18 protein-coding genes are annotated in these 26,558 nt (G+C 64.9%); 12 read left to right on the forward strand and 6 right to left on the reverse strand.

Annotated elements, in window-relative coordinates; genetic code table 11:
- Nucleotides 1-21 precede the first annotated feature (21 nt).
- Genes KK141_RS09400 through araD1 form a run of 3 tightly spaced genes read right to left on the reverse strand, consistent with a single transcriptional unit; the run spans nucleotide 22 to nucleotide 3,547 of the window.
- Complete coding sequence (locus tag KK141_RS09400) at nucleotides 22-1,542, reverse strand: sugar ABC transporter ATP-binding protein (RefSeq protein WP_214570640.1); 1,521 nt, start codon at nucleotides 1,540-1,542, stop codon at nucleotides 22-24.
- On the reverse strand, nucleotides 1,542-2,501 hold the full coding sequence (locus KK141_RS09405) for an ABC transporter substrate-binding protein (protein WP_214570639.1): 960 nt from the start codon (nucleotides 2,499-2,501) through the stop codon (nucleotides 1,542-1,544). Before KK141_RS09405 ends, KK141_RS09400 begins: the two co-directional genes overlap by 1 nt.
- A gap of 38 nt (nucleotides 2,502-2,539) precedes the next feature.
- On the reverse strand, nucleotides 2,540-3,547 hold the full coding sequence (gene araD1 / locus KK141_RS09410; protein WP_214570638.1) for an AraD1 family protein: 1,008 nt from the start codon (nucleotides 3,545-3,547) through the stop codon (nucleotides 2,540-2,542).
- Nucleotides 3,548-3,711: 164 nt separating this feature from the next.
- Between araD1 and KK141_RS09415 the strand changes: the two genes are divergently transcribed.
- From KK141_RS09415 to KK141_RS09440, 6 genes are all read left to right on the forward strand, one after another.
- A complete protein-coding gene (locus KK141_RS09415) occupies nucleotides 3,712-4,650 on the forward strand; it encodes a LysR family transcriptional regulator (RefSeq protein WP_250901663.1) in 939 nt (312 codons plus the stop codon).
- 364 nt (nucleotides 4,651-5,014) lie between these two features.
- Nucleotides 5,015-6,739 (forward strand): IlvD/Edd family dehydratase, encoded by a 1,725-nt coding sequence (locus KK141_RS09420; protein WP_214570637.1) that lies wholly within the window; start codon nucleotides 5,015-5,017, stop codon nucleotides 6,737-6,739.
- Between the two features lie 419 nt (nucleotides 6,740-7,158).
- A complete protein-coding gene (locus KK141_RS09425; RefSeq protein WP_214570636.1) occupies nucleotides 7,159-9,129 on the forward strand; it encodes a DUF6055 domain-containing protein in 1,971 nt (656 codons plus the stop codon).
- A gap of 391 nt (nucleotides 9,130-9,520) precedes the next feature.
- Nucleotides 9,521-10,645 (forward strand): glycoside hydrolase family 5 protein, encoded by a 1,125-nt coding sequence (locus KK141_RS09430; protein WP_214570635.1) that lies wholly within the window; start codon nucleotides 9,521-9,523, stop codon nucleotides 10,643-10,645.
- A 191-nt stretch (nucleotides 10,646-10,836) separates the two neighbouring features.
- The gene (locus KK141_RS09435; protein WP_214570634.1) at nucleotides 10,837-11,316 is read left to right on the forward strand and encodes a VOC family protein; all 480 of its coding nucleotides are present in this window, start codon (nucleotides 10,837-10,839) and stop codon (nucleotides 11,314-11,316) included.
- Between the two features lie 43 nt (nucleotides 11,317-11,359).
- Complete coding sequence (locus tag KK141_RS09440; RefSeq protein WP_214570633.1) at nucleotides 11,360-13,405, forward strand: M13 family metallopeptidase; 2,046 nt, start codon at nucleotides 11,360-11,362, stop codon at nucleotides 13,403-13,405.
- 63 nt (nucleotides 13,406-13,468) lie between these two features.
- Here the strand turns inward: KK141_RS09440 and KK141_RS09445 are convergent, their stop codons facing one another.
- Nucleotides 13,469-13,864: a RidA family protein gene (locus tag KK141_RS09445; RefSeq protein ID WP_214570632.1), complete on the reverse strand. Its 396-nt coding sequence runs from the start codon at nucleotides 13,862-13,864 to the stop codon at nucleotides 13,469-13,471.
- On the opposite strand from KK141_RS09445, the gene KK141_RS09450 reads away from it, so the two are divergent.
- A complete protein-coding gene (locus KK141_RS09450) occupies nucleotides 13,854-14,021 on the forward strand; it encodes a hypothetical protein (protein ID WP_214570631.1) in 168 nt (55 codons plus the stop codon). The two genes, KK141_RS09445 and KK141_RS09450, sit on opposite strands and share 11 nt — an antisense overlap.
- A gap of 45 nt (nucleotides 14,022-14,066) precedes the next feature.
- Here the strand turns inward: KK141_RS09450 and KK141_RS09455 are convergent, their stop codons facing one another.
- Nucleotides 14,067-14,645, reverse strand: a complete 579-nt coding sequence (locus KK141_RS09455; protein ID WP_250901664.1) for a TetR/AcrR family transcriptional regulator — start codon at nucleotides 14,643-14,645, stop codon at nucleotides 14,067-14,069.
- A gap of 122 nt (nucleotides 14,646-14,767) precedes the next feature.
- Between KK141_RS09455 and KK141_RS09460 the strand changes: the two genes are divergently transcribed.
- The 3 genes from KK141_RS09460 to KK141_RS09470 all read left to right on the forward strand — a co-directional run bounded on the left by KK141_RS09460 (nucleotide 14,768) and on the right by KK141_RS09470 (nucleotide 18,239).
- The gene (locus KK141_RS09460) at nucleotides 14,768-15,319 is read left to right on the forward strand and encodes a hypothetical protein (RefSeq protein ID WP_214570629.1); all 552 of its coding nucleotides are present in this window, start codon (nucleotides 14,768-14,770) and stop codon (nucleotides 15,317-15,319) included.
- 478 nt (nucleotides 15,320-15,797) lie between these two features.
- Nucleotides 15,798-17,078, forward strand: coding sequence for an SGNH/GDSL hydrolase family protein (locus KK141_RS09465; RefSeq protein WP_214570628.1), 1,281 nt, complete (start codon nucleotides 15,798-15,800; stop codon nucleotides 17,076-17,078).
- A gap of 102 nt (nucleotides 17,079-17,180) precedes the next feature.
- Complete coding sequence (locus tag KK141_RS09470) at nucleotides 17,181-18,239, forward strand: sialidase family protein (protein ID WP_250901665.1); 1,059 nt, start codon at nucleotides 17,181-17,183, stop codon at nucleotides 18,237-18,239.
- A 78-nt stretch (nucleotides 18,240-18,317) separates the two neighbouring features.
- Here the strand turns inward: KK141_RS09470 and KK141_RS09475 are convergent, their stop codons facing one another.
- A complete protein-coding gene (locus tag KK141_RS09475) occupies nucleotides 18,318-20,420 on the reverse strand; it encodes a CBM35 domain-containing protein (protein ID WP_214587340.1) in 2,103 nt (700 codons plus the stop codon).
- 494 nt (nucleotides 20,421-20,914) lie between these two features.
- Here KK141_RS09475 and KK141_RS09480 point away from each other — a divergent pair, with 494 nt between their 5' ends.
- Nucleotides 20,915-23,344, forward strand: coding sequence for a glycoside hydrolase N-terminal domain-containing protein (locus tag KK141_RS09480; protein ID WP_214570626.1), 2,430 nt, complete (start codon nucleotides 20,915-20,917; stop codon nucleotides 23,342-23,344).
- A gap of 262 nt (nucleotides 23,345-23,606) precedes the next feature.
- A complete protein-coding gene (locus KK141_RS09485) occupies nucleotides 23,607-26,489 on the forward strand; it encodes a TonB-dependent receptor (RefSeq protein WP_214570625.1) in 2,883 nt (960 codons plus the stop codon).
- The last annotated feature ends 69 nt before the right edge of the window (nucleotides 26,490-26,558 follow it).

Here is a 26,558-nt window from a genome sequence, read left to right on the forward strand (position 1 = left end):
CGGTCGTTTCGGCCATGGCGCTCAACTCCCCGCGATCATCGCGAGCACCTGCGCCCCGGCGCTGCCGCCCGGCAGTTCGCCGGCCTTGCGCCGTTCGCGCATCACCGCGATGCGGTCGCACCAGCGGGTCAGTTCGTCGAGCTCGGCCGAGATGAACAGTACGGCCATGCCTGCGCGCGCACGCCGCGCCACTTCGGCCATCAGCTCCTGCTTGGCGGCCACGTCGATGCCGCGCGTGGGTTCGTCGAGGATCAGCAGCCGCGGCTCGGTGAGCAGCCAGCGCGCCAGCACCACTTTCTGCTGATTGCCGCCGGAGAGCTGGCCTACCGGCGTTTCGATATCGGCGGTCTTGATTCCCAGCGCCTGCACCAGCTGCCGCGCCAGCTCGTCCTGCCTGGCGCGCGGCAGGCCGCGGCGCCAGCCCTGGCGCGCCTGCAGCGCCAGCACGATGTTCTCGCGCACCGACAGCTCCGCGACGATGCCGTCGCTCTTGCGTTCTTCCGGACACAGCGCCAGTCCGCGCGCCACCGCATCCGCGGGATGGCGCAGCGCCACCGGTGCGCCGCCGATGCGCAGCTCGCCGGCTTCGGCGCGGTCCAGGCCGAACAGCAGCCGCGCCAGTTCGGTGCGTCCCGAACCCAGCAGGCCGCCCAGCCCGAGCACTTCGCCGCGGCGCACGTGCAGGTCGACCGGATGCAGCTTGCCGCGGCAGGCCAGGCCTTGCGCGTCGATGGCCAGCGGCGCGTCGGCCGGCGGTGCGGGCGACGCCAGGGCGCCATCCGCGTCCAGCAGATCGCGGCCCACCATCGCGGTCACCAGGGCCGGTGCCGGCAGTTCAGTGGCTGCGTATTCGCCGACGCGGCGGCCGTCGCGCAGCACCGTGATGCAGTCGCTGACGGCATAGACCTGGTCCAGGAAATGCGTCACGAACAGAATGGCCATGCCGCGCTCGCGCAGCTGCGCGATCACCCGGAACAGCTCCCGCACTTCGCCTTCGTCCAGGCTGGACGTCGGCTCGTCGAGAATCAGCACGCGCGCCGACACGCCCAGCGCACGCGCGATGGCGACCATCTGCCGGATCGCCACCGGATAGCTGCCCAGCGGCGCATCGACGTCCAGCTCCAGATGCAACTGCTGCAGCAGCGTGCGCGCGCCGGCGCGCACCTGCCGCCAGTCGATGCTGCGCGTCCAGCGCCGGCGCGGATAACGCCCGGCGTACAGGTTCTCGGCCACCGACAGGTTCGGGCAGAGGTTCACTTCCTGGTACACCGTGCCGATGCCGTCGCGCTGCGCCTCGGCCGGCGTGGACGGCGCGATGGCGCGGCCGTCGAGCTGCACGCTGCCGCGATCGGGACGCTCCGCGCCGGTCAGCAGCTTGATCAGGGTGGACTTGCCGGCGCCGTTCTGGCCCATCAGGGCGTGCACTTCGCCGGCGCGCAGCACCAGGTCGACTTCGTCGAGCGCCAGCGTGGCGCCGAAGCGCTTGCTCAGGCCGCGCGCCTGCAGCACCACCGGGCGGCTGGCGGGCGGCGCTTGCACCATCAGTACTTGCGTCCCGGCAAGGCGCTGGCCGCCTGGTCCTGGGTGAACACGCCCTCTTCCACCACGATCCGCCGCGGCACCGGCTTGCCGGCGTGCACGTCGCGGATCAGCTGCGCCAGCCGCGGGCCGAACAAGGGATTGCACTCGACAGTGGCGTTGAGCTTGCCCGCCTTCATGGCCTCGAAGGCGCCGCGCACGCCGTCGATGGAGACGATGCGGATGTCCTTGCCGGGCTTGAGTCCAGCCTCTTCGATGGCCTGGATCGCGCCGATCGCCATGTCGTCGTTATGCGCGAACAGCACGTCGATATGGCCGCCTTCGGCCTTGAGGAAAGCCTCCATCACTTCCTTGCCCTTGGCGCGGGTGAAATCGCCGCTCTGCGAGCGCACCAGCTGGAAGCGCGGGTCGGTATCGAGGATCTCGTGGAAGCCCTTCATGCGATCGATCGCCGGCGCCGAGCCGACCGTGCCCTGCAGTTCGGCCACGCGGATCGGGCCCGTCTTGCCCTCACTGTCCTTGAGCAGCCAGCGCCCGGCCTTGCGGCCTTCCTCGATGAAATCCGAGCCGATGAAGGTGGCATACAGCGAGTCGTCGGGGACCTTCACCGCGCGATCGGTCAGCACCACCGGAATGTGCGCCGCCTTGGCTTCGCGCAGCACCGGCTCCCAGCCGGATTCGACCACCGGCGAGAAGGCGATCACGTCGACCCGTTGCGCGATGAAGGAGCGCAGCGCCTTGATCTGGTTCTCCTGCTTCTGCTGTGCATCGGAGAACTTCAGCTCGAAGTCCGGCGCCGCCAGCGCCGCCTTCACCGACGCGGTATTGGCGGTGCGCCACTCGCTTTCGGCGCCGACCTGGCTGAAGCCCACCGTGATCTGCCCTGCCTGCCTGCCCGCATCGCGCGAACAGCCGGCCAGCGCCAGCACCAGCATCGCGCCCAGCACGCATGCCTTCTTCATGAAGCCTCCTTTGCCCTTGCAGCCGCGGCCGCCCGGAATCACAGCGGACGTACCCCGTGCAGCGCGAAACCGCCCGCCGCGCTGCGCAGCGGATTGCGCAGCGGCGCGCCCAGCGCCGGCAGCTCGATCTCGAAGATGTCGCCGGGCTGTGCGCGCACGTCGTCGGCGAAGCTCAGCGTGGCGGTGCCGAAGAAATGCAGATGGACGTCGCCCGGACGGCGGTGCGCGGCGTACTTGAAGTGGTGGTATTCGAGATTGGCCAGCGAGTGGCACATATTCGCCTCGCCGGTGAGAAAGGGCTTTTCCCACAGCACGCGCTCGCCGCGGCGGATGCGGCTGGAGCCGCGCAGGTCGGCCGGCAGTTCGCCGGTGCGCAGCTCCGGCCCGACCGCGCAGGCGCGCAGCTTGGAATGCGCCAGATAAAGATAATTCTGGCGTTCGGTGACGTGGTCGGAGAACTCGTTGCCGATGGCGTAGCCCAGGCGATGCGGCGTGCCGTCCGGGCCGATCAGGTACAGCCCGACCAGTTCCGGTTCCTCGCCGCCGTCGAGCGCGAAGTCCGGCGACGCCAGCGCCTGGCCCGGCGCGGCCACGATGCTGCCGTCGCCCTTGTAGAACCATTCCGGCTGTGCGCCCGGCATGTCGCCTGGCGGCATGCCGCCTTCGACGCCCCACTGGAACATCCGCATCGAATCGGTCAGCGCGCCGGCCTCGGCCTTCTGCTTGAGGTTCTGGTGCATGGCGTCGCGCGCGGCGGCGCTGCCCAGGTGGGTGAGGCCGGTGCCGGTGACGCGGCAGTGCGCGGGGTCCAGATGATGCAGCGGGGTGAGTACGCGGCCCTGTGCCAGCAGCGGCGCGTATTCGAGCCGCGTCTCGCCGCGGTGCGTCGCGGCCTGTGCGTCGAGGCTGCGTCCGCTCTGAATCGCCAGGGTCGCCAGCGCATAGGTCGAATCCACGCCATCCAGCAGACGAACCTGCGAACCCTGCACATCGACCACGCCCACTCGCGCGGCGCCGGCATCGTCAAGCAACTGGATCAAGCGCATCGTGTCGCATCCCCGCCGACGGAAAGCCGGCCCCAATAGACCTTGGACCCGCACGCTCCCCAGCGCGCCGGGCCCTGACCGTTCTGATCGTGCATGTGAAATCGATATACGACAAATAGAAATTTCGTCGTAACCTATATGAAATCCATTATCGAAAGCCCGCCATGCGCCCCACTCCCTGGTTCGTCCGTGCGCGCCTGAAGACCCGCCAGCTGATGCTGCTGGTCGCGATCGAGGAGGAAGGCAATATCCATCGCGCCGCCGAGGTGCTGAACATGTCCCAGCCGGCGGCATCCAAGCTGCTGAAGGATCTGGAAGACATGCTGGGCGTGTCGCTGTTCGAACGGCTGCCCCGCGGCATGCGGCCGTCCTGGTACGGCGAAAGCATGATCCGCCACGCCCGCATCGCGCTGGCCGGCCTGAGTGCGGCCGGCACCGAGATCGAGTCGCTGAAGGCCGGACGCGCCGGCGCCGTCGCCATCGGCGCGATCGCCGGCGCGGCGGTCAGCCTGCTGCCCAAGGCGCTGGCGCGGATCTCGCAGGCACATCCGGACCTGCGCGTGTCCCTGCTGGTGGAGAGCAGCGACGTGCTGCTGGAGCGGCTGGAGCAGAACCGGCTGGACCTGATGGTGGGGCGCCTGTTCGCCGGCCACGACAATCGCAACCTGCATTACCAGGCGCTGGCCGAAGAAGAAGTCTGCGCCATCGCGCGGCCGCAGCATCCGATCTTCGAGCTGCCCGCTCCCAACCTCGAAGACCTGGCCAGGGCGGCCTGGATCGTGCCGCCGGAAGGCAGCGTGCTGCGCCACCGTTTCGAGCTGATGTTCCGCAGCGCGGGCCTGCCGGCGCCGGCGCGGGTGATCGGCACCGCCGCCGTGCTGTTCCTGACCAAGATGCTGCAGGAAAGCGACTACCTGGCAGTGGTGCCGCAAGACGTCGCCCGGCATTACGCCGAGCACGGCATGGTGCGAATCGTGCCGCTGGAGCTGTCGTGCCGGATGGATTCGTTCGGGATCATCACGCGCACCGATTGGCTGCTGTCGCCGGGGGCGAGGACAGTGCTGCAGGCGCTAGGCGAGGTGGCGGCGGAGGTTTATGGCTAGTCGCGAAGCACCGCACTTCTCCCTCTCCCCGCTGGGGAGAGGGCGGGGTGAGGGGTGGGTGCTCGCGGCGGTGCTTATAGATACGAAAGTGCGTGCACCAGCTCGCATGGAAAGTCGATGGCGCCTGGCTGGCGTCGGATTGGCGGTTTCGCTCCGTAGGGCCCCTCACCCCGGTCCTCTCCCCGGAGGGGAGAGGGGGAAGTGATGTTGTGCCGCACATCGATACATATACACATATCGAAATAGTGAATATTGTTATTTTTGCAATATCGCTACGCCCGTTACGATCCTGGCCGTCAAGCCATCCGGCCCACGCCGCAGCGCGTCGCCGCCCGCTCAACCGCCAAGGATTCCCACGCCACCCATGGGCTCTCCCAAGAAGCCGCTCAGGCGCAGCCAGGAATGGTTCGGGCGCGAAGGCAAGCAGGGTTTCTATTACCGCAGCTGGCTCAAGGGGCTGGGCCTGCCCAACGATATGTTCGACGGGCGGCCGGTCATCGGCATCTGCAATACCTGGTCGGAACTGACGCCTTGCAACAGCTCGTTCCGCGAGCTGGCCGAGCACGTCAAGCGCGGCGTCTACGAGGCCGGCGGCTTTCCACTGGAATTCCCGGTGATGTCGCTGGGCGAAACCCAGATGCGCCCCACCGCGATGCTGTTCCGCAACCTGGCCAGCATGGATGTGGAAGAGTCGATCCGCGCCAATCCCATCGACGGCGTGGTGCTGCTGATGGGCTGCGACAAGACCACGCCCGCGCTGATGATGGGCGCGGCCAGCGTGAACCTGCCGACCATCGGCGTGTCGGGTGGGCCCTCGTTGTCAGGCAACTGGCGCGGCCAGCCGATCGGTTCGGGCACCGGCGTGATCCGCATGTCGGAAATGGTGCGCGCCGGTGAGCTGGCGCAAGAAGAGTTTGTCGAGGCCGAAGCCTGCATGCAGCGCTCCAAGGGCAGCTGCATGACGATGGGCACCGCCTCGACCATGGCCAGCATGGTCGAAGCCTTAGGGTTGTCGCTACCGGAAAACGCGGCCATTCCCGCGGTGGATTCGCGCCGCTTCCGCCTGGCGCACCTGTCGGGCCGGCGCATCGTGGAGATGGTGCACGAGGATCAGCGCATGTCGAAGATCCTCACCCGCGCCGCCTTCGAAAACGCCATCCGCGCAAATGCCGCGATCGGTGGTTCGACCAATGCGGTGATTCACTTGCTGGCGCTGGCCGGCCGCCTCGGCGTCGAGCTGAACCTGGACGACTGGGACCGGCTCGGCTCCCACCTGCCCTGCCTGGTCAACCTCAAGCCGTCGGGCGAATACCTGATGGAAGATTTCTACTACGCCGGCGGCCTGCCCGCAGTGCTGCGCGAGATCGCCCCGCACCTGGATCTGAGCGTGCCGACCGCGAACGGCCGCACGCTGGGCGAGAACATCGCCAACGCGCCGTGCTGGAACCGCGACGTGATCCGTCCGATCGAGGAACCGCTCAAGCCCGAGGCCGGCATCGCCGTGCTGCGCGGCAACCTGGCGCCGCACGGCGCGGTGATCAAGCCTTCCGCCGCCTCGCCGCAGCTGCTGCAGCATCGCGGCCGCGCGGTGGTGTTCGAGAACATCGACGACTTCAAGGCGCGCATCGACGACGAGGCGCTGGATATCGACGAAACCTGCGTGATGGTGCTGAAGAACTGCGGCCCGCGCGGCTACCCCGGCATGGCCGAGGTGGGCAACATGCCCTTGCCGCCCAAGCTGCTGCGCCGCGGCGTCACCGACATCGTGCGCATTTCCGATGCGCGCATGAGCGGCACCGCCTATGGCACCGTAGTGCTGCACGTCTCGCCCGAGGCCGCCGCCGGCGGCAACCTGGCGCTGGTGCGCGATGGCGATTTCATCGAACTGGACGTGCCCGGCCGGCGCCTGCACCTGGATCTGAGCGACGACGAACTGGCGCAGCGGCGTGCCGCATGGAAAGCGCCGCCGGCGCCCGAGCGCGGCTGGACGAAGCTCTACGTCGACCATGTGCAGCAGGCCCATCTCGGCGCCGACCTGGACATCCTGGTCGGCGGCAGCGGATCGGATGTGGCGGGCGACTCGCACTGAAGGCACCGGCGCGTACCGCGCCTTGCCGGATGCACGCCCGCGTTCTTCCTGGGGAAAGTCAGCAGCACGGTGAAGTGTGTCGCGGTTCCGGCCGGCGCTGTGCGCCGTCCGGAGGCGGTCGTGTGCGTGGCCTCACGACTCGCAAAGTCCGCGGCGCGCGGCCTGTGGCTGGCCCCAAATGACATACGGCTTCAGGCCTGGGAGCACTCAGGCTTTCGCGAATCAGGGGGAACACCGCGTCGTCATAGGGCCACATCATGAAGATGAAAACGGTACTGGCAGGACACCAGCTGTTTGAAAAAATCGTTGCAGCCATGACGCTCGACCCGTCATCGGCTTCCACGCACGAGACGATATCCGCGCACGCAGCGCACGCGCCAAGGCAGCCCGGATGGAAGCTGGGTGCGCTGGCCGCCGCCATGCTCGCATCGACCGCCGCCGTGCACGCCGCTACGCCGTCATGGGTGACGGTGGCGCGCGAGGGCCAGTCGTTCACCGTCAGCGGCACCAGCCAGGTCCGCTACGGCCTGGACACACACTGGGTCACCCGCAGCATCAGCGGCACGGCCCAGTGCACCAATGCCTACTTCGGCACCGATCCCTACCGCGGGCAGGTGAAGCAGTGCCAGGTGCCGAGCGCAACGCCGTCCGACACGGTGGACAACGGCACCACCGGCACCACCTGGCCGAACACCGGCGGCAGCAAGCCGGCCACCGTGAGCGGCACCTGGATCGCCGGCGGCCCGTCGCCGGATCACGCCGATTTCCGGCTGGTGAAAGAGTCGCCGCACTTCGCTTTCTATTCGAACGAAGCCATCTCCGACGCCGACCTGGCGGCCGCTGCCGACACGCTCGAGAACACCGTGTGGCACAACATGTTCGATGCCAACCTGTACATGCCGGAGCCGTTTCACGACACCGCCACCAAGATCAAGCCGTCCATCCATATCAGCTCGTCGTTCGGGCTGACCGGCGGCGGCTGGGATGCGGACCACGTCGGCATGTGGATCGGCCCTGGCACCCTGCTGGACCATTGGGGGCTGACGCACGAATTCACCCACGCCTGGCAGTTCTGGACCGGCTCGCACGGCGGCCTCGGCTGTCCGGACTCCGACACCTGCGGCTGGATCGCCGAAAGCCACGCCAACTACACCGCGCACCAGTTGCCCGAATACACCGCCAACCCGCACTGCACGGAGATGCTCGCCAACGTCTCCTATCTGTATCTGGGTTCGTCGCGCGAGCGCTACTGCAACTGGCAGTTCATGGAGTTCCTCAAGGACAAGTACGGCGCGGCGGCCACCACGGCGATCTACACGACCGGCGGCGTCGACCCGTTCACCAACCTCATGAGCTCGCGTGGATGGACGCTGGCCCAGCTCAACGATTTCTTCGGTGATTGGGCGATGCACAACGTGACCTGGGACTACAAGGTCTCGGCGGCCGGGTTTCGCAGTTCCTACGGCAACATTGTGGCGACCGACAAGGCCGAGCGCACGCACCGCCTGATGCCGATGGAAGCCCTGGACGCGGACTGGGCCAGCAACCATCGCTTCGTGTCGCCGTTCTACGGCGCACCGCAACGCTTCGGCTACAACATCGTGCGGCTCTACCCGACGGCCGGCGCAGGCACGGTGACGGTCAAGTTCCGCGGCGTCGACCAGCCGGGCTCGAATGCCGATTTCCGCTGGGGCCTGGTGGCCACCGATGCGCAGTTCACCACCTCGCGCTACAGCCAGCTGCATCGCGGCCTGGACGACCAGCTGACCTTCAAGGTCAATCCCGGTGAGCCGCTGTTCCTGGTGGTCACGGCGACGCCGTCGGTGTACCAGACCATCGTGGCCGAGCAGGCCTACGGAACGATCTGGCGCTACCCGTACATGATCGAGCTGGCCAATGCCTGGCCGCAGGGTTTCCAGAACGGCCAGCGCGACGCCTGCTCCGGCGGCCTGGTGCGCCACTCCAATGGCGGCGGCTGCGTGCCGCAGGGCACGCCCACGTCGGTGTATGTCGGCCCCTACGCCACGGTGATGCTGGGTACCCACGTGAGCGGCACGGCGCGCATCGAGGACGAGGCGGTCGTCGCCAACGGCACGGTCAGCGGCGGCATCGTCGGCGGCTTGAGCGTGATCGGCGAAACCGGCAGCGACTGGGGCAACAACAGCTTCTCGGTGTCTGGCTCAGCGCAGGTGCGCACCACGCACTATCCCCTGGGTTTCTTCGAGAGCGGCCAGGGCGCCTCGGGCAGCGTGAATCTGCTCGGCGACGTGGAATATCGCGGCGTGGGCCTGAATCTGCAGTCGGGTAATCGCTCGGGTTTCGTGGATGCCGATTCCACGGTCGGGACCAGTTCCGATATCAACACCCGGGCGCAGATCCAGTGGCGTTGAAAGGACGGCCCGTCCCTGGCGGGGCGGGCCATCGACCGGCAGGCCCGTAGTTCGAGTGAGTTGCAAGCAAGGCTCAACCTGGCGGCGCTTGCCGCCAGGTTTGCCGATACGCGCGGCCGCGTCCTGGATAAACGGACACCGGCATGCGGCGACTGCAAATGAATAAACATCAAGCGCCCCCGCCGATTTCGTAATTGCGCCGCGCGCGCGGCCTTCCCAGCATGCATGGCCGGCGAGTACGGCGATCGCCGTGCGCCGGACAGAACGCTTCTGTCCCCATCCACTGAGAGGGTTTCCCCATATGCATAGACGCCATTGGTCCGTTGCCCGAAACCAAGTTCTTTCAGCTGTCCGCTACCTGTCGACGAGAAGCCGGCCGAAGTTCCGGGCGATGCCCGCGCTGCTGCTGGCCGCCGGCTTGTCGTTGCTCCCGATCGGCGGACAGGCACAGCTGGCGAATCCCACTTACGGCTGGAACCTCGGCAATACGCTGGAGGCGACCTGGTCGGGCGCGGTGATGCCCACGCAGAAGCTGATCAACAACGTCGCGGCCGCCGGCTTCAACACCATTCGCATTCCCTGCGCGTGGGATCACAACGCCGATCCGAATACGCATGTGATCAATGCCTCTTACATGGCCACGGTGACGCAGGTCGTGCAATGGGCGCAGGCGGCCAATCTCACCGTGATCATCAACGATCATTGGGACGGCGGCTGGTTCGAGAATTCGAACTTCAACAGCTTCGACTCCAATATCAATGCGAAGCTGGTGTCCTACTGGACGCAGATCGCCAACAACTTCAAGGGCTACAACTCGAAACTGCTGTTCGCCGTGGCCAACGAACCGCAGGTTTCCTCGCAGGCACAGACCGCGGTGCTGATGCAGTACTACCAGAACTTCGTCAATGCGGTTCGCGCGACCGGGGGCAACAACAGCACGCGCTGGCTGGTGCTGCAGGGGCCGGGCGGCGGGAATATCGACAACACGCATGACTGGGTCACCACGCTGCCCTCCGATCCGGCCAAGCATCTGGCCTTCGAAGTGCATTACTACGCGCCTTATCAATATGCGCTGATGACCGCCGACGCCAACTGGGGTTCGATGTGGTACTTCTGGGGCAAGAATTACCATTCCTCGACGCTGACGACGCGCAATGCGACGTCCTCCAATGAGGAGTCCTATGTGACGGCGGAGCTGCAGAAAATGAGCTCGCAGTTCACCAGCAAAGGCATCCCCGTACTGCTGGGCGAGTTCGGCGCCATTCGCCGCACCGGCACGGCGGGCCTTTCGGGCAACGACCTCAATCTGCATCTCGCGTCGCGGACGTATTTCGACAAGAACGTGGTCAGCCAGGCCAACAGTCTCGGCATCCGACCGGTGTATTGGGACGATAGCAATAATGGCTCCGGCAATAATGCCTTCGGGATTTTCAATCGCTCCACCGGGGTGCTGACCCGCCCCGACGATGCGCGCGCCTTGACGGGCGGCGCGGCGCTGCCGCCAACCGGAGGCTGATGCCCGCGGGGCGTGATGGCCGATCGCGCCCCGCTCCTGCGCTGGAATCAGGCAGTTACGTCGATTTAAATCTCCTGGCCGCCGTCGGTATCGCCCGTTATCGGGCGATGTCGATTCGCGCGGTCTTCGTTCGTCGCATACAAGGGAGCGCGTACGCTTGCCTTGCATCGACCCGAACCAGGAGATATCCCATGAACAGCAAGAACACCATCTGCCTTTGGTATGACGGCACCGCCCTTGAGGCCGCCACCTTCTACGCCAAGACCTTCCCGGACAGCGCCGTGGGCGCGGTGCACCACGCGCCGGGCGATTATCCGGACGGCAAGCAAGGCAATGTGCTGACGGTGGAATTCACGGTCATGGGCATTCCCTGCCTGGGCTTGAATGGCGGGCCGATGTTCAAGCACAACGAGGCGTTCTCGTTCCAGGTCGCCACCGACGACCAGGCCGAAACCGACCGCCTGTGGAACGCGATCATCGATAACGATGGCAGCCCCAGTGCCTGCGGCTGGTGCAAGGACAAATGGGGCCTTTCCTGGCAGATCACCCCGCGCGCGCTGGTGGCCGCCATTACCGATGCCGATTCTGCCGCGGCCAAGCGTGCGTTCGACGCGATGATGGACATGACGAAGATCGATATCGCCGCCATCGAGGCTGCACGGCGCGGCTGAGGCGCGCTGCTGCAGAGCCGGTCCTCACCTCCAAGGAATACGCATGCCCTACCCGCGCCGCCTGGCTCCTGCCCTCCTGTCCGTGGCAGGGGCCGTTTTCGCCGCATCGATAGCCGCCGCTGAAATACCGTCATTCGATACGGCCGAACTGGACCGCTCGGCAGCGCCCTGCGTGGATTTCGACCGCTTCGTCAATGCGCGCTGGCTGGCGGCTCATCCGATTCCGCCGGACCAGGTGCGCTGGGGCGTGTTCGACCAGCTCACGCTGGAAAGCCTGCGCGTGCAGCACGATATCGCCGAGCGGGCGGCCGGCGCATCGGCTTCGGCGGGTGGCGATGTCGCTGCGCGGCAGATCGGCCTGCTCTACCGTTCGGGCATGGATACCGCGGCGATCGAGCGGGCCGGTCTCGCGCCGCTGCAATCCACGGTCGACGCCATCGCCAAACTGAAAACACCCGAGGATACGGCGGCCTTCCTGGCACGTGCGGCGGCGGACGGCCAGCCGTTCGCTTTCGCCTTCGACGTGCAGGGCGATTTTCGCGATACGCGGCGGCAGATCGGAGCGGCATCGCCCGCGGCGCTGGGTTTGCCTAACCGCGATTACTACGTCGATACGCGCTATGCGCGGGAGCGCCAGGCCTATCGCGACTACATGGTCCGCCTGTTCCGCCTGGCGGGCGATGCCGCACCGGATCGGGCCGCGGACGATGCGCTTGCGCTGGAAGCCGCGCTCGCGAAAGTGACGCTCTCGCCGGAGCAAGCCCGCCAGCCGGTCCATCAGTTCCACGCCATGCGTGCGGCCGAAGCGGATCGTCTTACGCCGCACTTCCGCTGGGCGCCGTTCCTCACGGCGCAAGGCTTGTCGGCGACGGCCGAATTCTCGCTGGCGCCGCCATCGTTCTTTGCCGGCTTCGATCGCCTGCTCGCCACCGCGCCGCCGGCGCAATGGCGCGCGTATCTGCGTTTCCACCTGCTGGACGATGCCGCACCTTATCTCGCACAGGCATTCCAGGAGGCCGCCTTCGATTTCCACGGCCGCGCGCTTACCGGCCAGCAGCAGGACAAGCCGCGCTGGCAGCGCGTGCTCGGCACCGTCAATGCGCAGATGGGCGAGCCGATGGGACAGCTCTATGTCGCACGCACGTTTTCTCCCGAGGCCAGGCAGCGCGCGCAAGTGCTGGTCACGCGCCTGCTGGCGGCGCTCAAGGCGCGCATCGAGGCGCTGGACTGGATGAGCGGCGCCACCAAGACGCGCGCCCTGGCCAAATGGCAGGCCTTCGTGCCGAAGGTCGGGTATCCGGATCGTTGGCGCGACTGGTCCGGCCTTGAGCTGTCTGCGGATGGCTACTACGCCAATGTGCGTGCGCTTGCGCGCTTCAATCACCGCGATGCGATGGCGCGGATCGGCAAGCCGACGGACCGCACCCGCTGGAGCGTCTTGCCGCAGACGGTGGATGCGTTCTATCGCGCGGAGGACAACAGCATCACGTTCCCGGCCGCGATACTGCAGCCGCCGTTCTTCTACGCCGACGGCGACGACGCCATCAACTACGGCGGCATCGGCGCCGCCATCGGCCATGAAGCCACGCATGGCTTCGACGACGCGGGCCGCCAGTTCGATGGACAAGGCAACCAGGCCGATTGGTGGACGGCCGAAGACAATGCGCATTTCAATCAGCGCGCCGATGCGCTGGTGCGCCAGTTCAACGCGTATGCGCCATTGCCGAACCATCCCGACGTGCATATCAATGGCCGCCTCACCCTGGGCGAGAACATCGCGGACCTCGGCGGCGTACATATCGCTTACGACGCACTGCAGGCCGCGCTCAAGGCCGACCCCGCGGAGGCCCGCCGCCGTATCGACGGCTATACCCAGGACCAGCGTTTCTTCCTGGCCTTTGCGCGGATATGGCGCGCCCGCATGCGCGAGCAGCAGACCCTGGTGTATCTGGCCAGCAATCCGCATGCGCCGCCGCACGAGCGCATCGTCGGCACGCTCGGCAATGTGCCGGCGTTTGCGCAGGCGTTTCAGTGCAAGGCGGCGGATGCCATGCTGCGGCCGGCGAAGGAGCAGGTGCGGATCTGGTAACGAAGAAGGCCGCGCCATGGTGGCGCGGCCTTCATGGGAGCCCAGGCTTTCGAGCGCCTCGGGTCAATCAATGACCGCGTAGGCATCCACCTCGATCAGATAGCCAGGCGACAAGGACGTCACGCCGAGCAGCACGTCCGCCGGCTTGTGATCCCCGAACAGTGTCTGCCGGGCTGCTTCGATAATCGGCAGGCATTCGTCGCGGTTGTAATTGACGACGTAGATGGTGATTTTCGTGACCTGCCGCGGCTCCGCGCCGGCAGCGGCAAGTGCGCGGCCGAGATTGGCGAATACCTGGCGGGCCTGGACGGCAAGATCGCCAGGGCCGACCAGTTTGCCGTCGATGTCTTCGGGCTCCTGGCCGGAAACGAAGACCAGCTTGCTGCCCGTCGCGACGACGACCTGGGTGTAGGTCTGCGGCGCCGGTAGTCCCTGGGGATTGATGCAGGTGAGCGTCATCGATTACGCCTCTTGGCTGTGGGAGCGGGAATCATGGCAAGGCATGGCCAGCGCCTTTCCCCGAGCGGCAGGCATGATTGCCCGGGTCGCGCTTCATGCCGTCTTGGATGGCCTGCATTTTCTGCTGTGGGCGCGCCGGCACGGTTTCAAGCGCTGACGCATTAATGCGGCCGCATTAATGCGGCACGGATCTGCGCTGTGCTTAACGCGCGACAGGTGGCGCGAGCCGCTTCAATGCTCCAGCCACGATGTCGCTGAAGACTTTCGCATCGCCATAGGCTCGCGCCGCCAACATGGCGCCATACACCATGGCCATGAATGCCTCGGCCTCCTGGCGCGCCGATCCCTGCAGCTGGAAGCGGCCCAATTGCGCGCCGCGGGTCATTACCAGCTCCAGCCAGTTGGACAGATCGCGGAAGTGCGCGCGCACTTCCTGGGCGAGATCCGCCGGCAGCGTCGGCAATTCGCTGGCGAGCATGCCGGCCACGCAGAACGGCGCGGATGCATCGGCGATGCATTTCTCCCAGTAGCCGGTGTACATGCGCAGCTGCGCATCGGGATCGAAGGCGCCGTCATCGAGGCGGCGCGTCTGCTCCACGATGACGGCGCGGGATTGCTCCACCACGGCTTTGGCCAGGTCGGACTTGGCGGGGAAATGGTGATGGATGCTGGCTTTGCGCATCTGCACCTCGTCGGCGACGTCGGCGTAGCTGAAGCCGTTGTAGCCGCGGGTCTGGATCAGGTGGCGGGCGGAATCGATCAGTTTTTGCTGGGTATTCATGTTTGGCATTCTACCACTAGGTAGGTCGGCCTGGCTCAATCACTGGCTTTCTATCGCTCCCTTGACACGGAAATCTACCTACTAGTAGGTTGTAACAACCTTCTCCGTGGACAATCCCTTCCATGCGCTCCCTCCGCAACTTCTATTTCCTCCGCGCCATCGCCGCCTTTGCGTGGGTGGCCCTGGCCTTCCTTTTGGCCGCCGCTCCAGTCCCTGTCGTCGGCACCCTGCTGGTGATCTATCCCGCCTGGGATGCGCTCGCCAACATGATCGACGCCCGCCGCAGCGGAGGACTCCAGGTCAACCCCGGGCAGAAATTCAATGCAGTTACCAGCATCGTCACCGCGGTGTGCATGGCGGTGGCCTTCGCCCTGCATGGCAATGGGGGTGGTGTGCTGGTGTTCGGCGTATGGGCGCTGCTCGCCGGCCTCTTCCAGCTGGCGGTCGGCATTCGGCGGCGCAAGCTCGGTGGCCAGGTCTTCATGATGATCAGCGGCACGCAGTCGGCCCTGGCCGGCGTGTTCTTCGCCGTCAAATCATTCGGAGCGGCACCTACGATTGCCCAGCTGGCTCCCTATGCCGCATTCGGCGGCGTGTATTTCCTGCTGTCGGCGCTCTGGCTCACGTTCAAGCACAAGCGCACGGATGCCGCGGTGGATACACCCGCCCGCTGACCTCCGCATCGTGACGAACTACACGCGCCGCCTGCGGGCGGCGCGCGAACAAGCTGCGCGGCCCGCGGGTATCGAACCGGCAAGGCTGGCGAAGAAAGCCTGATCGCATTGGCGATTATCCATTCGCCACAACCGCCTTAATGCATTTATGAAATAGCCTTCCTCATTAGAGGAATGATTTTCTCCATTGCGCAAGTTGTGGCGGAAATCTTTTTCCTGCCAATAAATGCGGCACTATTCGCATGAGCGATAAAAGGTGACCGCCATCGCAGGATTAAAATCAAGGTGCGCCATTAGCGCATAAATGCCGCGCGCCATAACAGAATCACCACGCGCCAGGCGATAGAAACGCCAGCGCCCCACAAGCAACAAAGAATGCTTTCCGTATAACCGCCCATCTCGATCGGGCGGATGGGGAGCTTCTGTCCGCGCCCTGCCCTCATCAACACACGTGCAAATCACCATGGGAGAAATGGTTATGAGCAAGCGCGTATTTCAGAGCGGCGTTCGCATCGTCCATCTGTTTGGAAAAACCATTGCCGGCGTAGCGCTGGCAGTGCTTTTGTCAGCAGCCTGCGTTCAACCGCCGTGGTTCGCGACCTGGTATGCCGCGCCGCAGGACTACAACATCCTGTTCCCCGGCACCACCGTTCCGCCGTTGTCGATCTCGAATCAGTCCATCCGCCAGATCGTGCACACCTCACACGGTGGAAACCTGATCCGCATCAAGCTCACCAATTACTTCGGAACCACACCCGTCACCTTCGGCGAAGCCCGCGTTGCCCGCAGCACCGGCAATGGCGGCATCGACCTTGCCACCGATCAGATGCTCCGCTTCGACGGCCGGCGCAGCTTGACGCTCGGGCCCGGCGAGGAACGCTGGAGCGACCCCGTCAGCCTGCCGTTTCCCACCCATGCGGATCTGGCGATCAGCCTGTTCGTGCCGCTGAACACGCCCGTCGTCACCACCCACACCATCGGCATGCAGACCAATTACCTTGCAGCGGGTAACCAGGCCGCCGCCGCGACCATGGGCAATGCCACCGCCACGGGCAAGTACTACTGGCTCAGCGAGGTGGATGTGTCGACGGCCGGCAACCCGGGCGTCACCGACCTGGCGGCGCACCCGTACAAGGTGGTGGTGGCCTTCGGCGATTCGATCACCGACGGTTACGGCTCCACCCCCGACACCAACCGCCGCTGGCCCAACGATCTCGATAACCGCGTGCAGGCCGCGGCGCATAGCCTGGGCCGCGCGAGCGTGGTCAATGCCGCCATCGCCGGCAATCGCTGGATCTACGATGGCGTCGGCCCCGCGGCGGTCACCCGCTTCGCCCACGACGTGGCCGGCGTTTCCGGCGCGACCCACGTAATGATCCTGCTGGGCATCAACGATATCGGCATCGGCGAACTCTATCCGCCGCAGAACGTTTCCGCCGACCAGATCATCGCCGCCATGCAGGCCACCATCGCGCAGGCGAAGGCCAGCCATATCAAGATCTACCTGGCGACGATTACGCCGTACAACGGCGCTTCGTACTACGACGCCGCAGGAGAAATGAAACGCGAGGCCGTCAATGCCTTCGTGCGCTCCGCGAACGGCGCCGACGGCGTGCTCGATTTCGACAGTATCGTGCGCGACCCGGCCAACCCCACGACGCTGCTGCCGGCTTTCGACAGCGGCGACCATCTGCATCCCAATGACGTGGGATACCAGGCCATGGCGAACTCCATCGATCTTGGCGTACTGGAAGACTGAGTTGCGGATTTCATAACCGCAACTGCTGTTTTGCGTAATGCAGCGCAAGCCCGCGTGGCGTTTCATGAGGAAGATGCCGGATGCACGGCGGGAGCAGACCTCATGCATTACACCATGCGAGCCGCGCTGCTGATTTCCTGGCTTGCGCTATCGGGAGGGCTGGCGGCAGAAAAGGCCGGCCCTTCTCCGCCGGCCGCCGTTCGCATCAGCGAATTCGTCGGAGCCAGCCAGGCGACGCCGCAAAGCCATGCGGCAACCCTCGTGGAGACGCCCTCCGGGCTGGTCGCCGCGTGGTTCGGCGGCAAGCAGGAGCGGGATCCTGGCGTGGGCATCTGGGTGGCGCGGCAACGCGCCAGGGAATGGTCGGCGCCAGCCGAAGTCGCCGATGGCGTGCAGGCTGATGGAACGCGTCTTCCAACCTGGAATCCGGTGCTGTTCCGCAGCCGCACCGGCACGCTGATGCTGTTCTATAAAGTGGGCCCCGATCCGCAGCACTGGTGGGGCATGCTCAAGACTTCCCGTGACGACGGCATGCACTGGTCGGCGGCGCGACGGCTTCCCGTAGGTGTGCTGGGGCCGATCAAGAACAAGCCTGTGCAGCTGGCCGACGGCGCCATCGTCAGCCCGTCCAGCACGGAGGGCGATCATTGGACCGTGCATTTCGAGCGCTCCACCGACGACGGCGCCACCTGGCGGATCGTCACGCCTCCGATCGGTACGCAACCCATCGAAGCGATCCAGCCAGCGCTGCTGGTCCATCGCGGCGGCGAACTGCAGGCCATCGGGCGCAGCAGGCAGGACAGGATCTTCAGCACCCGGTCCCGCGACGGAGGCCGCAGCTGGTCGCCGATGCGCCTGCTGGACTTGCCCAATCCCAACTCGGGTGTGGACGCCGTGGTTCTCGCTGACGGTCGCTCGCTGATTGTCTACAACCCCACCTTGCACGGCGCGCAATGGTGGGATGGCCGCGGCCAGCTATCGGTGGCGGTTTCCGATGATGGCGAGCATTGGCGCAGGGTACTTGATCTGGAAAACACGCCAGGCGCCGAGTTCTCCTATCCGGCGGTCATTCAAACCGCGGATGGGCTGGTTCATATCGCCTATACCTGGAAGCGGCAGCGGATCAGGCATGTCGTGATCGATCCACGGAAACTCGATTGAGCTGGATTCACTGCAGCCACACGCGGCGAGGGCCTGCGCCATAGCGCCTACCCTCGCTCATGGCCATGCGCTTTGCGATCAGCGCGGGCACATCCGGCTCACCGCCCCATCCGACGGTGCCACCACGATGCGGTCGAGATCCGGCCCATAGCCGGTGGCATTACCCAGCTGGATCGTATTGGTTCCCGCCTTCAATGCCACGCGAAGCAGCGTCGGCCGCGGATCGTCGAACGTGCTTCCATCCAGGGTCAGCGAAACCGGCGCGGCGTTATTGACCGCAACCGTCAGCCCGCGCGGCCCGTTGGTCGCATAGTCGATTTCGAGCTGGTAATTGCCTGCCGTGGGAACGGTGACATTCGAGAACGTCACCGTATTGGCCGGGCCATTGCCGACATTGCCGGCCTTGGACAAGCCCGAAGCGTAATTGCTGAAACCCGCGGTGACGGTTCCGCCCAGGCTGGCCTGCTCGGCTTCGTACGTGGTTGCCTGCGGCAGCACGGCGTCGCCGGTTCCGCTGATGACGATGCGGTCCAGGTCCGGCGCATAGCTGGTCGGATTGCCGAACTGGATGCTGTTGTATCCCGCCTTCAGGCAAACCGGCAGCGTGGTGCTGGAGGGAATGGAAAAGCTGCCGCCGCCGGAATTGAGCGTCTGGTAAGCGCCGCCATTAACCGTATACAGATAGGAACGCAGGGCAAAGGTCATCGAATCGACCTGCATCAGGTAAACGCCCGCCTTGCGCACATAGACATTCTGGAACGTCACCGTGTTGTTCGTGCCCAGGCCAAGACCACCCACCTTCTTGCCCGCCGAGCAGCCTGAGCAATCGGCGATGGACGCACTGCCCGCCAGCGTGGCGGAGGTGGCGGCGTAACTGGTGGAAGGCGTGGGCGGCGCATGGCCGACCCGCGCCGAGACTTTCAGCAGCCGCACGCCGTGGCCATCCAGCACGGTGGAAAATGCGCTCGCCGGTGCGCCCACCTCGGCCCTGGCCCACAGATCGCGCACCTGCCGCACGCCATCGAGCCCGATTTGCCGCCACGGCAAGGTGACCACCGCCGGCGTCGCATTCATATTGAACAAGGCGACGTAGTAGTTGCCATCGCCGAGATCGGAAACCCATACCGGCAGGTCGCCGCCAAGCACCTGCGTGGCCGGCTTGCCGGATTGGTCCACGGCCAGCACTTCATCCGCCGTGGCCAGCTGCTTGCCGAACGCGTCGATCCTGGTCAGGTCGCCGCCCAGATAGATCGGCGCATTGGCCATCGCCCACAAGGTCATGGCGGAGCGCTTTTCGGCATGCGACAGGCCATCGAGTTCGCCATCGCCGATATCGAGCGAGTCCAGGTCGTTCCAGCCCAGCGCGGGACTGGTGGCGCGCTGCCAGCCGGGCAGATCGCGGAAGCGCTTGTAGATGCGCGACCAGTCCGTCAGCGTGGCGCAGCGGCTTTCGCACTCGACGTCGTCGTCGATGCGGCGCGCGTTGGAAAACTGCTGCCATACGCCGAGATAATCCTGGTCGATTTCCCACGAGACCGTCAGCCACATGGGACGGCCGCTGTTCGCGATCGCCTTGGACCAGGCCGCGACATCGGCGCGGTTGTCGATGCGCAGGTCATCGCTGTACGAGCCGGGCGTCACCGCATCGAGCTTGATGAAATCGACGCCCCACGAAGCGAACAGCGCGACCACGGAATCGATATAGGCCTGCGCGCCGGGTTTGGTGAAATCGATCTTGTAATGGTACGGCGACGTGCCGGGGCCGCCGAAGGCATTGCCGGCGGTATACGGCACCGTGAGGATGTCCTGGATGTGGTACGGCGTGCCGAGAATCGGAGAGTTGGCCGTGACGGCGGGTTCCTCCACTCCGGGTATCCAGTAAATACCGGCCTTCTGGCCGTTCTGGTGGATATGGTCGATCAGCGCCTTGATGTCGGGAAACAGGACGGGGTCCGCAATGGGCCGGCCGTTCGCATCGAAGCCGCCATGCCAGCCCGAATCCATATTGATGTAGTTGTAGCCGTGCGCCTGCAACCCTGAGCTGAGCAGCGCGTCGGATTGCGTGATGACATTGGCCTGGGTAAGAAAGTTGGGATCGAGCGTCTGCTGACTGAAACTGCTCCAGCCCAGATAGGGACGCTGCGCCACGCCGTTGACTTGCGCGCTGGCGCTGGCCGCCATGGCAAACATGCCCAATGCGATGGCACTGCGCGACAACAGGCCACGCCCCTGCCGGCGACCTGCCGCTGTTTCTTGCCCGGATCGCGAATGCTTACTGCCGTTAGAGACAAAGGTATTCATGAACTGGCGACGCTCCCTTCATGGGTTAGAGGACAGCCGCGCCTGACGGGCAGGCGCAAGCCATGCCCGGGCGGACCGCGTAGGTGTACTCATGGATAGAAGGCGCGCCGGCGGCGCGCCTTCCAGGCATGCCCTGCACTCTCTGGAGTCAATCAACAGCCAAGCACCACCGATGAGGGCTAACGGACAGCTGCGTCCTCATCGGTGCAAACGCTGAAACAGGCCATAAAGCCCTGGACCCGCGCAATTGTCATATAATATAACCTATGCCCGCATCGCCGCCGGCGTCAAGGGCGGATGAGTGAAATACGGGCCGTCATCGCAAACTCGATGACGCGGGGATGGATGGCCAAAGACATGGGATGCGATTGCTCATGACCATCAAGCTCGACACCGATCCGCAGCATGCCGCACCAGAACAGGCGGCTCGCCGGCGTTTTCTGAAGATGACCGGCACCATGGCGGCGCTGCTATCCCTGCTAAGCGCACCGGGCATGGCCACTGCAGCGAGTTCGGCAGCCAAGTCGCGGCGCATGCGCGCGCCTTCGCTTCGCGGCCCCACACTGTGGTACCGCACTCCCGCGTCCGAACAGAATGTCATCCAGGAGGGAACTCCGATCGGCAACGGACGCATGGGCGCACTGGTGGGCGGCGACCCTGCACGGGATTTCCTGTACCTCACCGACAGCTCCATGTGGCTGGGCGGATCGAACGGCACCCTCGACGCAGAGGGGCAATTTCCTTACGAGGCGGAAAACTTCGGCAGCTTCACCATGCTGTCCAAGCTCTTTATCGAAGTGCGCGGGCACGAACTACCGGGCATTGCCGACTATCGGCGCGAACTGGATCTCGCCCATGGCTATCTGCGGATTTCCTATCGCAAGGATGGCATCCGCTATCTGCGCGAAATATTCGCCAGCCATCCGGACGACGTCATCGTCGTACGCCTCTCGCAAAGCGGCGGCGGTGCCTGGTCGGGTGCCATCCAGCTGCAGGGCACGCATGGCGAGACCGCGCAGTTGTCGCCGGAGACGGCAAGCAGCCATTTCACCGGCGCGCTCCACAACGGCCTGGCCTATGCAGCCAGCGTCAAAGCTATCGGCTCGCCCGGTTCGGTGTCGGCCGAAAACGGCACCCTGCATTTTACCGGCTGCGATGCGCTGACCATCCTGTACTGCGGAGGCACCAATTACACGCCGGATGCCGCGAAGGGCTATCTCGATACCTCGATCGACTGCCTTGCATGGGTGAGGCAGAAACTCGAAGCGGCGGCCGCACACACGGCAGATGCCCTTCTGCATACCCATATGGCCGACTACGCCGCCCTGTACGACGCCATGCAGATCGACCTCGGCGCCTCGACGCCAGCACAACGCGCATCGGATACGTGGACGCGGCTGCAGGCACGCGCGAAACCTGGCGCCGCTCCGGACCCCGAACTGGAAGCGGCGTATCTGCAATTCGGCCGCTATCTGACGATCGCAGGATCGCGCGACAGGCTGCCCACCAGCCTGCAAGGACTGTGGCTGAGCGACAACGCGCCCGAATGGATGGGCGACTATCACAACGACATCAACATCCAGATGAACTACTGGCTGCCGGATCGCGCCGGCCTGCCCGGCTGCTTCGATGCGCTGGCGAACTATTGCCTGTCGCAGCACGCGTCGTGGAGCGCCATCACGCAGCGGCATTTCAACGACCCGCGCAATGGCTTCCGCAATACCTCCGGCAAGCTAGCCGGATGGACGGTGGCCATCTCCACCAATATTTTCGGCGGCAACGGCTGGTGGTGGCATCCCGCCGGCAGCGCCTGGCTGTGCAACAGCCTGTGGCAGCACTATCAATACACGCTGCAGCGGGATTACCTGGTCCGTATCTACCCCCTGCTCAAAGGTGCGTGCGAGTTCTGGGAGGCACGCTTGCTCACGGTGCGCATTCCCGATCCCGCCACAGGGAAAGAGCGCGAGGTATTGATCGACGACAGCGACTGGTCGCCGGAGCATGGGCCAAAGGATGCGAAAGGCATTACCTATGCGCAGGAACTGGTCTGGGATCTGTTCGCCAACTATCGGGAAGCAGCAGAGATTCTCGACACGGATGCGCAGTACAGCGCGGTGATCGGCGAATTACAGGCAAAGCTCTATCTGCCGGAGGTCAGCAGCGAGAACGGCTGGCTGCAAGAGTGGATGTCGCCGCATAGCCTCGGCGAGCCGGGGCATCGCCACCTGTCGCCGCTGATCGGTTTCTTTCCCGGCGATCGCATCAGCTTGGACAAAAGCCCGCCCGCGCTGATCGAGGGCGTGACCCGCCTGCTCGATGCACGCGGCATGACCAGCTACGGCTGGGCCTGTGCCTGGCGCGCCACCTGCTGGGCGCGCCTGAAGCAGGCCGAACGCGCTTACCAGCTGATACTCAACAATCTTGCGCCATGGCAGATCCGCGGGAACGGCACGGCGATGAACCTGTTCGACATCTACCAGCTGACGCCGCATAAGAGCATTTTTCAGATCGACGCGAATTTCGGCACGCCCACGGCCATGCTGGAAATGCTGCTGTATTCCCGCCCCGGCAGGATCGAACTGCTGCCTGCCCTGCCCCATGCATGGTCGGCCGCGGGCGAAGTCACCGGCATCGGAGCGCGCAATGGATTCGTCGTGGATATGCGCTGGAAAGATGGCGCCGTCACCCGCGCCACGGTGCACAGCATCGGTGGCGCAAGAACGCAGCTGAAGTTCGGCGCGCATGTCTGCGAGATTTCGCTGCGCGCCGGCGAATCGATCACGGTCACGCCGGATTCGATCTGAACTCGTCGCACCAGCCATGTTGCAACGCAGCTTGATCTCGCGGCACGCCTGCCGGAGAGTCGCCATAAATCTTATTGTAAGATAATAAGATTCTGGGGCTGGGATCATCACGCACGAAACCAATCGGTCGACGACCGATGTGCGCTTCTCTGCCCCCGTTTTGAGTACAGCCGCAGTCATGGCGGCGCGCCCTGCATCACGGCGCAGTCAGGCTCGGCGAACGACTGGCTTCAGCAACTCATCTACTCATTGGGGATAGGGAATGCAGCGACACATCCTGACCAGCTCGATCCATCAAGCCTTGTTCGCCCTTTCCGGCATCGCCTGCATGGCCACCGGATTTGCCGTTCATGCGCAAGATGCGGCACCTCCCGCCGGCACCGCGCCTGCGCCCGCGCCCGCGCAGGCCCAGCAGGGCACGGATGCGGCCCCGGCGGACGGCAAGAAGAACGTCACCCAGCTCAGCGCGATCAGCGTCACCGGCCAGCTCGCCGCGATCCGCCGCGCCCAGGCTATCAAGCAGGATGCGGTCAATGTCGTCGACTCGATCTCGGCGGAAGAAACCGGCAAGTTCCCCGATCCCAACGTGGCCGACGCGCTGCAGCGCGTGCCCGGCGTATCGGTCAATCGCAGCGGCGGCGAATCCAGCCAGATTGCCGTGCGCGGCTTCGGCCCCGAGTTTGTGGCGGTGACGATCAACAATCGCCCGATGGCCACGGCCTCCGGTTCGCGCGCCTTCAATTTCGACGTGCTGCCTTCGGAAATCATCAGCGTCGCCCAGGTCAACAAGACTTCGTCGGCGGATATCCCGGAGCTCGACATCGGCGGCGTGGTCAATATCCAGACCGCGCGTCCCCTGGATTTCCACGGCTTCCATGGCGCGTGGAGCGCCGCGGGCGTCAACAGCAACCTGACCGGCGACTGGGAAGGCAAGACCACGCCCAAGGCCTCGGGCGTGTTCGGCTGGACCAATGCGGACCACACCTTCGGCTGGGTCGCCTCGGCCACGTATTACAAGCGCAAGGACACCCAGCTCAATACCCAGGCCAACTCCTGGTACGTCAACCAGGACATTTCCACGTCGACCGGCGCCAATGACACCCACGTCGCGGTGCCGGAAACCCTGGCCAGCAACATCATCGACGAAACGCGTACGCGCAAGGGCCTCAGCGGCGCCATCGACTGGAAGCCGATCGACCGGCTGACCGTGCAGTTCGACACCTTGTACTCCAGCTACAAGGTCGACCCGCTGGAGCACGAGTTCGGCGAGTACGGCAACACGGGCGATATCAAGTCGATCACCACCGACGGCAATGGCACGGCGCTCAACTTCGTGCGCAACGGCTCCGGCCCCAACGTCATGGCGAACGACTACGTCATGTCGTACAACCCGAGCTACGAGAAGAGCACGCAGAACGGCCTGAACCTCGGCTTCGATATCGACGAATCGACCAAGCTCAGTCTCGATATCTCCAATTCCAAGGCCTGGAACAAGCAAAGCCCGAACGGCTACTTCCTGGTGATCGGCACCAAGAATTTCGGCACCAATCCGACCTGGACCAACAACGGCGACAGCCAGCCGCCGACGTATTCGAACATCCTTTCCACGACCAATATGGGCACCTTGAGCGCGCACTGCTGCAATGCGGGTTCGGGGAACAATGTCACCAACCAGGTCAATAACTACGAGCTCAAACTGAGCAAGAGCTTCAAGGATGGCGTGCTTTCCCAGTTGGAGTTCGGCGGGCAGGTCACCAACAATTCGGTGAAGTCGATCAGCTGGGGCACGCCGAACGGTATTCTGTGCAACGCCTACTGCGGTTATGTCGTGAACGTTCCGGCCGATGCCGTGGGCGCTTACATCTATACGGCGCCCGACAAGATCAGGGGCGTTTCCTCGCCGGGCATGCCGGCACAGTGGATTCAGTACGACCCGCGCGCCTATCTGGCCTGGCTCACCACGCCGGCGGCCTACAACCAGATCACCGATCCCGCCAAGCGCGCCGCGCTGCTGGCCGGACTCGCCGCCAATGGCGGCACCTTCAATGCCGCGCCCAATCCGGGCAGCTACAACAAGGTGACCGAGAACGCGAAGTCGTTCTTCGCCAAGGCGGTGTTCGAAGGCTCGATGTGGGAGAAGCCCTGGGCGCTGGATGTCGGCGTGCGCTACCTCGACATCAATTCCACGTCCACGGCCGTCAACCAGCCTCCGATCAGCTATTACGTGGACCCGAACGACACCAGCAACGGCCAGGTCACCTACGGGCCGCTGGCGCCGCAGTCGGCCAAGGGCGGCTATCACAAGTGGCTGCCGTCGCTGAACTTCAAGCTCAGCCTGCTCGACAACCTGGTCTACCGCTTCTCCGCCTCCAAGACGCTGACCCCGCCCGAGCTCAGCAACCTTTACTACAACAAGAGCTTCGGCACGCGGCCGAACTCGCTGACCATCTCGCAAGGCAATCCGCAGCTCCAGCCTTACACGTCGCGCAACTTCGACATGGGCCTGGAGTGGTATATCGATGACGCCAGCTATATCGCGGTGGAAGGCTTCTACAAGAAGGTCAGCAACTTCAGCACGCTGGTAAGCACGCCGGTGCCGTACCTGACCAACCAGAATACGGGGCAGCCCTTCATCTGGTCGCTCACCCAGCCGATCAACCTGAATTCGTCGAACATCTACGGCGAAGAGCTCACCGTCAATTACCAGTTCACCCACGTGCTGCCGGATCCGTTCGACGGCCTGGGCGTGGCGTTCAACTACACCCACGTGTCCAGCAGCACCTCGCTGAGTCCCGGCGTGATTGCCACCTCGGGCAAGTTCGCCGTGCCCGGCATCGGCAATTCGGCCAACTTCAGTACGTATTATGAAAAGGGCCCCGTGCAGGTGCGCCTGGCCTACAACTGGCGCGGCTCGTACCTGGAGAGCATCTCGTATGGTTCAGGCGCGCAGCCGGCGACCCGCACTTCGTATGGCCAGCTGGACCTGAGCGCGAGCTATGAGCTCAACAAGCACCTCTCGGTGTTCCTGTCGGGCACCAACCTGACCCACCAGCACCTTTACGACTACTCGGTCTATCCGAACCGCTTCCTTTATGCCGAAGCGGATGGCACGGTGTACACGGTGGGTGTGCGCGGCACGTTCTGACCTGCCTGCTCCGGTACCCGCACGACGAAGACGCCAGCGCGATGCTGGCGTCTTCTTTTATGGAGCCTG

It is taken from the genome of Dyella sp. LX-66, from assembly GCF_018599165.1.
GTDB lineage: Bacteria > Pseudomonadota > Gammaproteobacteria > Xanthomonadales > Rhodanobacteraceae > Dyella_D > Dyella_D marensis.

Coding starts and splice junctions, on each gene's coding strand:
- KK141_RS09400 (WP_214570640.1), bottom strand. CDS start 1,542: ATGGTGCAAGCGCCGCCCGCCAGCCGCCCGGTGGTGCTGCAGGCGCGC.
- KK141_RS09405 (WP_214570639.1), bottom strand. CDS start 2,501: ATGAAGAAGGCATGCGTGCTGGGCGCGATGCTGGTGCTGGCGCTGGCC.
- araD1 (WP_214570638.1), bottom strand. CDS start 3,547: ATGCGCTTGATCCAGTTGCTTGACGATGCCGGCGCCGCGCGAGTGGGC.
- KK141_RS09415 (WP_250901663.1), top strand. CDS start 3,712: ATGCGCCCCACTCCCTGGTTCGTCCGTGCGCGCCTGAAGACCCGCCAG.
- KK141_RS09420 (WP_214570637.1), top strand. CDS start 5,015: ATGGGCTCTCCCAAGAAGCCGCTCAGGCGCAGCCAGGAATGGTTCGGG.
- KK141_RS09425 (WP_214570636.1), top strand. CDS start 7,159: ATGCTCGCATCGACCGCCGCCGTGCACGCCGCTACGCCGTCATGGGTG.
- KK141_RS09430 (WP_214570635.1), top strand. CDS start 9,521: ATGCCCGCGCTGCTGCTGGCCGCCGGCTTGTCGTTGCTCCCGATCGGC.
- KK141_RS09435 (WP_214570634.1), top strand. CDS start 10,837: ATGAACAGCAAGAACACCATCTGCCTTTGGTATGACGGCACCGCCCTT.
- KK141_RS09440 (WP_214570633.1), top strand. CDS start 11,360: ATGCCCTACCCGCGCCGCCTGGCTCCTGCCCTCCTGTCCGTGGCAGGG.
- KK141_RS09445 (WP_214570632.1), bottom strand. CDS start 13,864: ATGACGCTCACCTGCATCAATCCCCAGGGACTACCGGCGCCGCAGACC.
- KK141_RS09455 (WP_250901664.1), bottom strand. CDS start 14,645: ATGAATACCCAGCAAAAACTGATCGATTCCGCCCGCCACCTGATCCAG.
- KK141_RS09460 (WP_214570629.1), top strand. CDS start 14,768: ATGCGCTCCCTCCGCAACTTCTATTTCCTCCGCGCCATCGCCGCCTTT.
- KK141_RS09465 (WP_214570628.1), top strand. CDS start 15,798: ATGAGCAAGCGCGTATTTCAGAGCGGCGTTCGCATCGTCCATCTGTTT.
- KK141_RS09470 (WP_250901665.1), top strand. CDS start 17,181: ATGCATTACACCATGCGAGCCGCGCTGCTGATTTCCTGGCTTGCGCTA.
- KK141_RS09475 (WP_214587340.1), bottom strand. CDS start 20,420: ATGGCGGCCAGCGCCAGCGCGCAAGTCAACGGCGTGGCGCAGCGTCCC.
- KK141_RS09480 (WP_214570626.1), top strand. CDS start 20,915: ATGACCATCAAGCTCGACACCGATCCGCAGCATGCCGCACCAGAACAG.
- KK141_RS09485 (WP_214570625.1), top strand. CDS start 23,607: ATGCAGCGACACATCCTGACCAGCTCGATCCATCAAGCCTTGTTCGCC.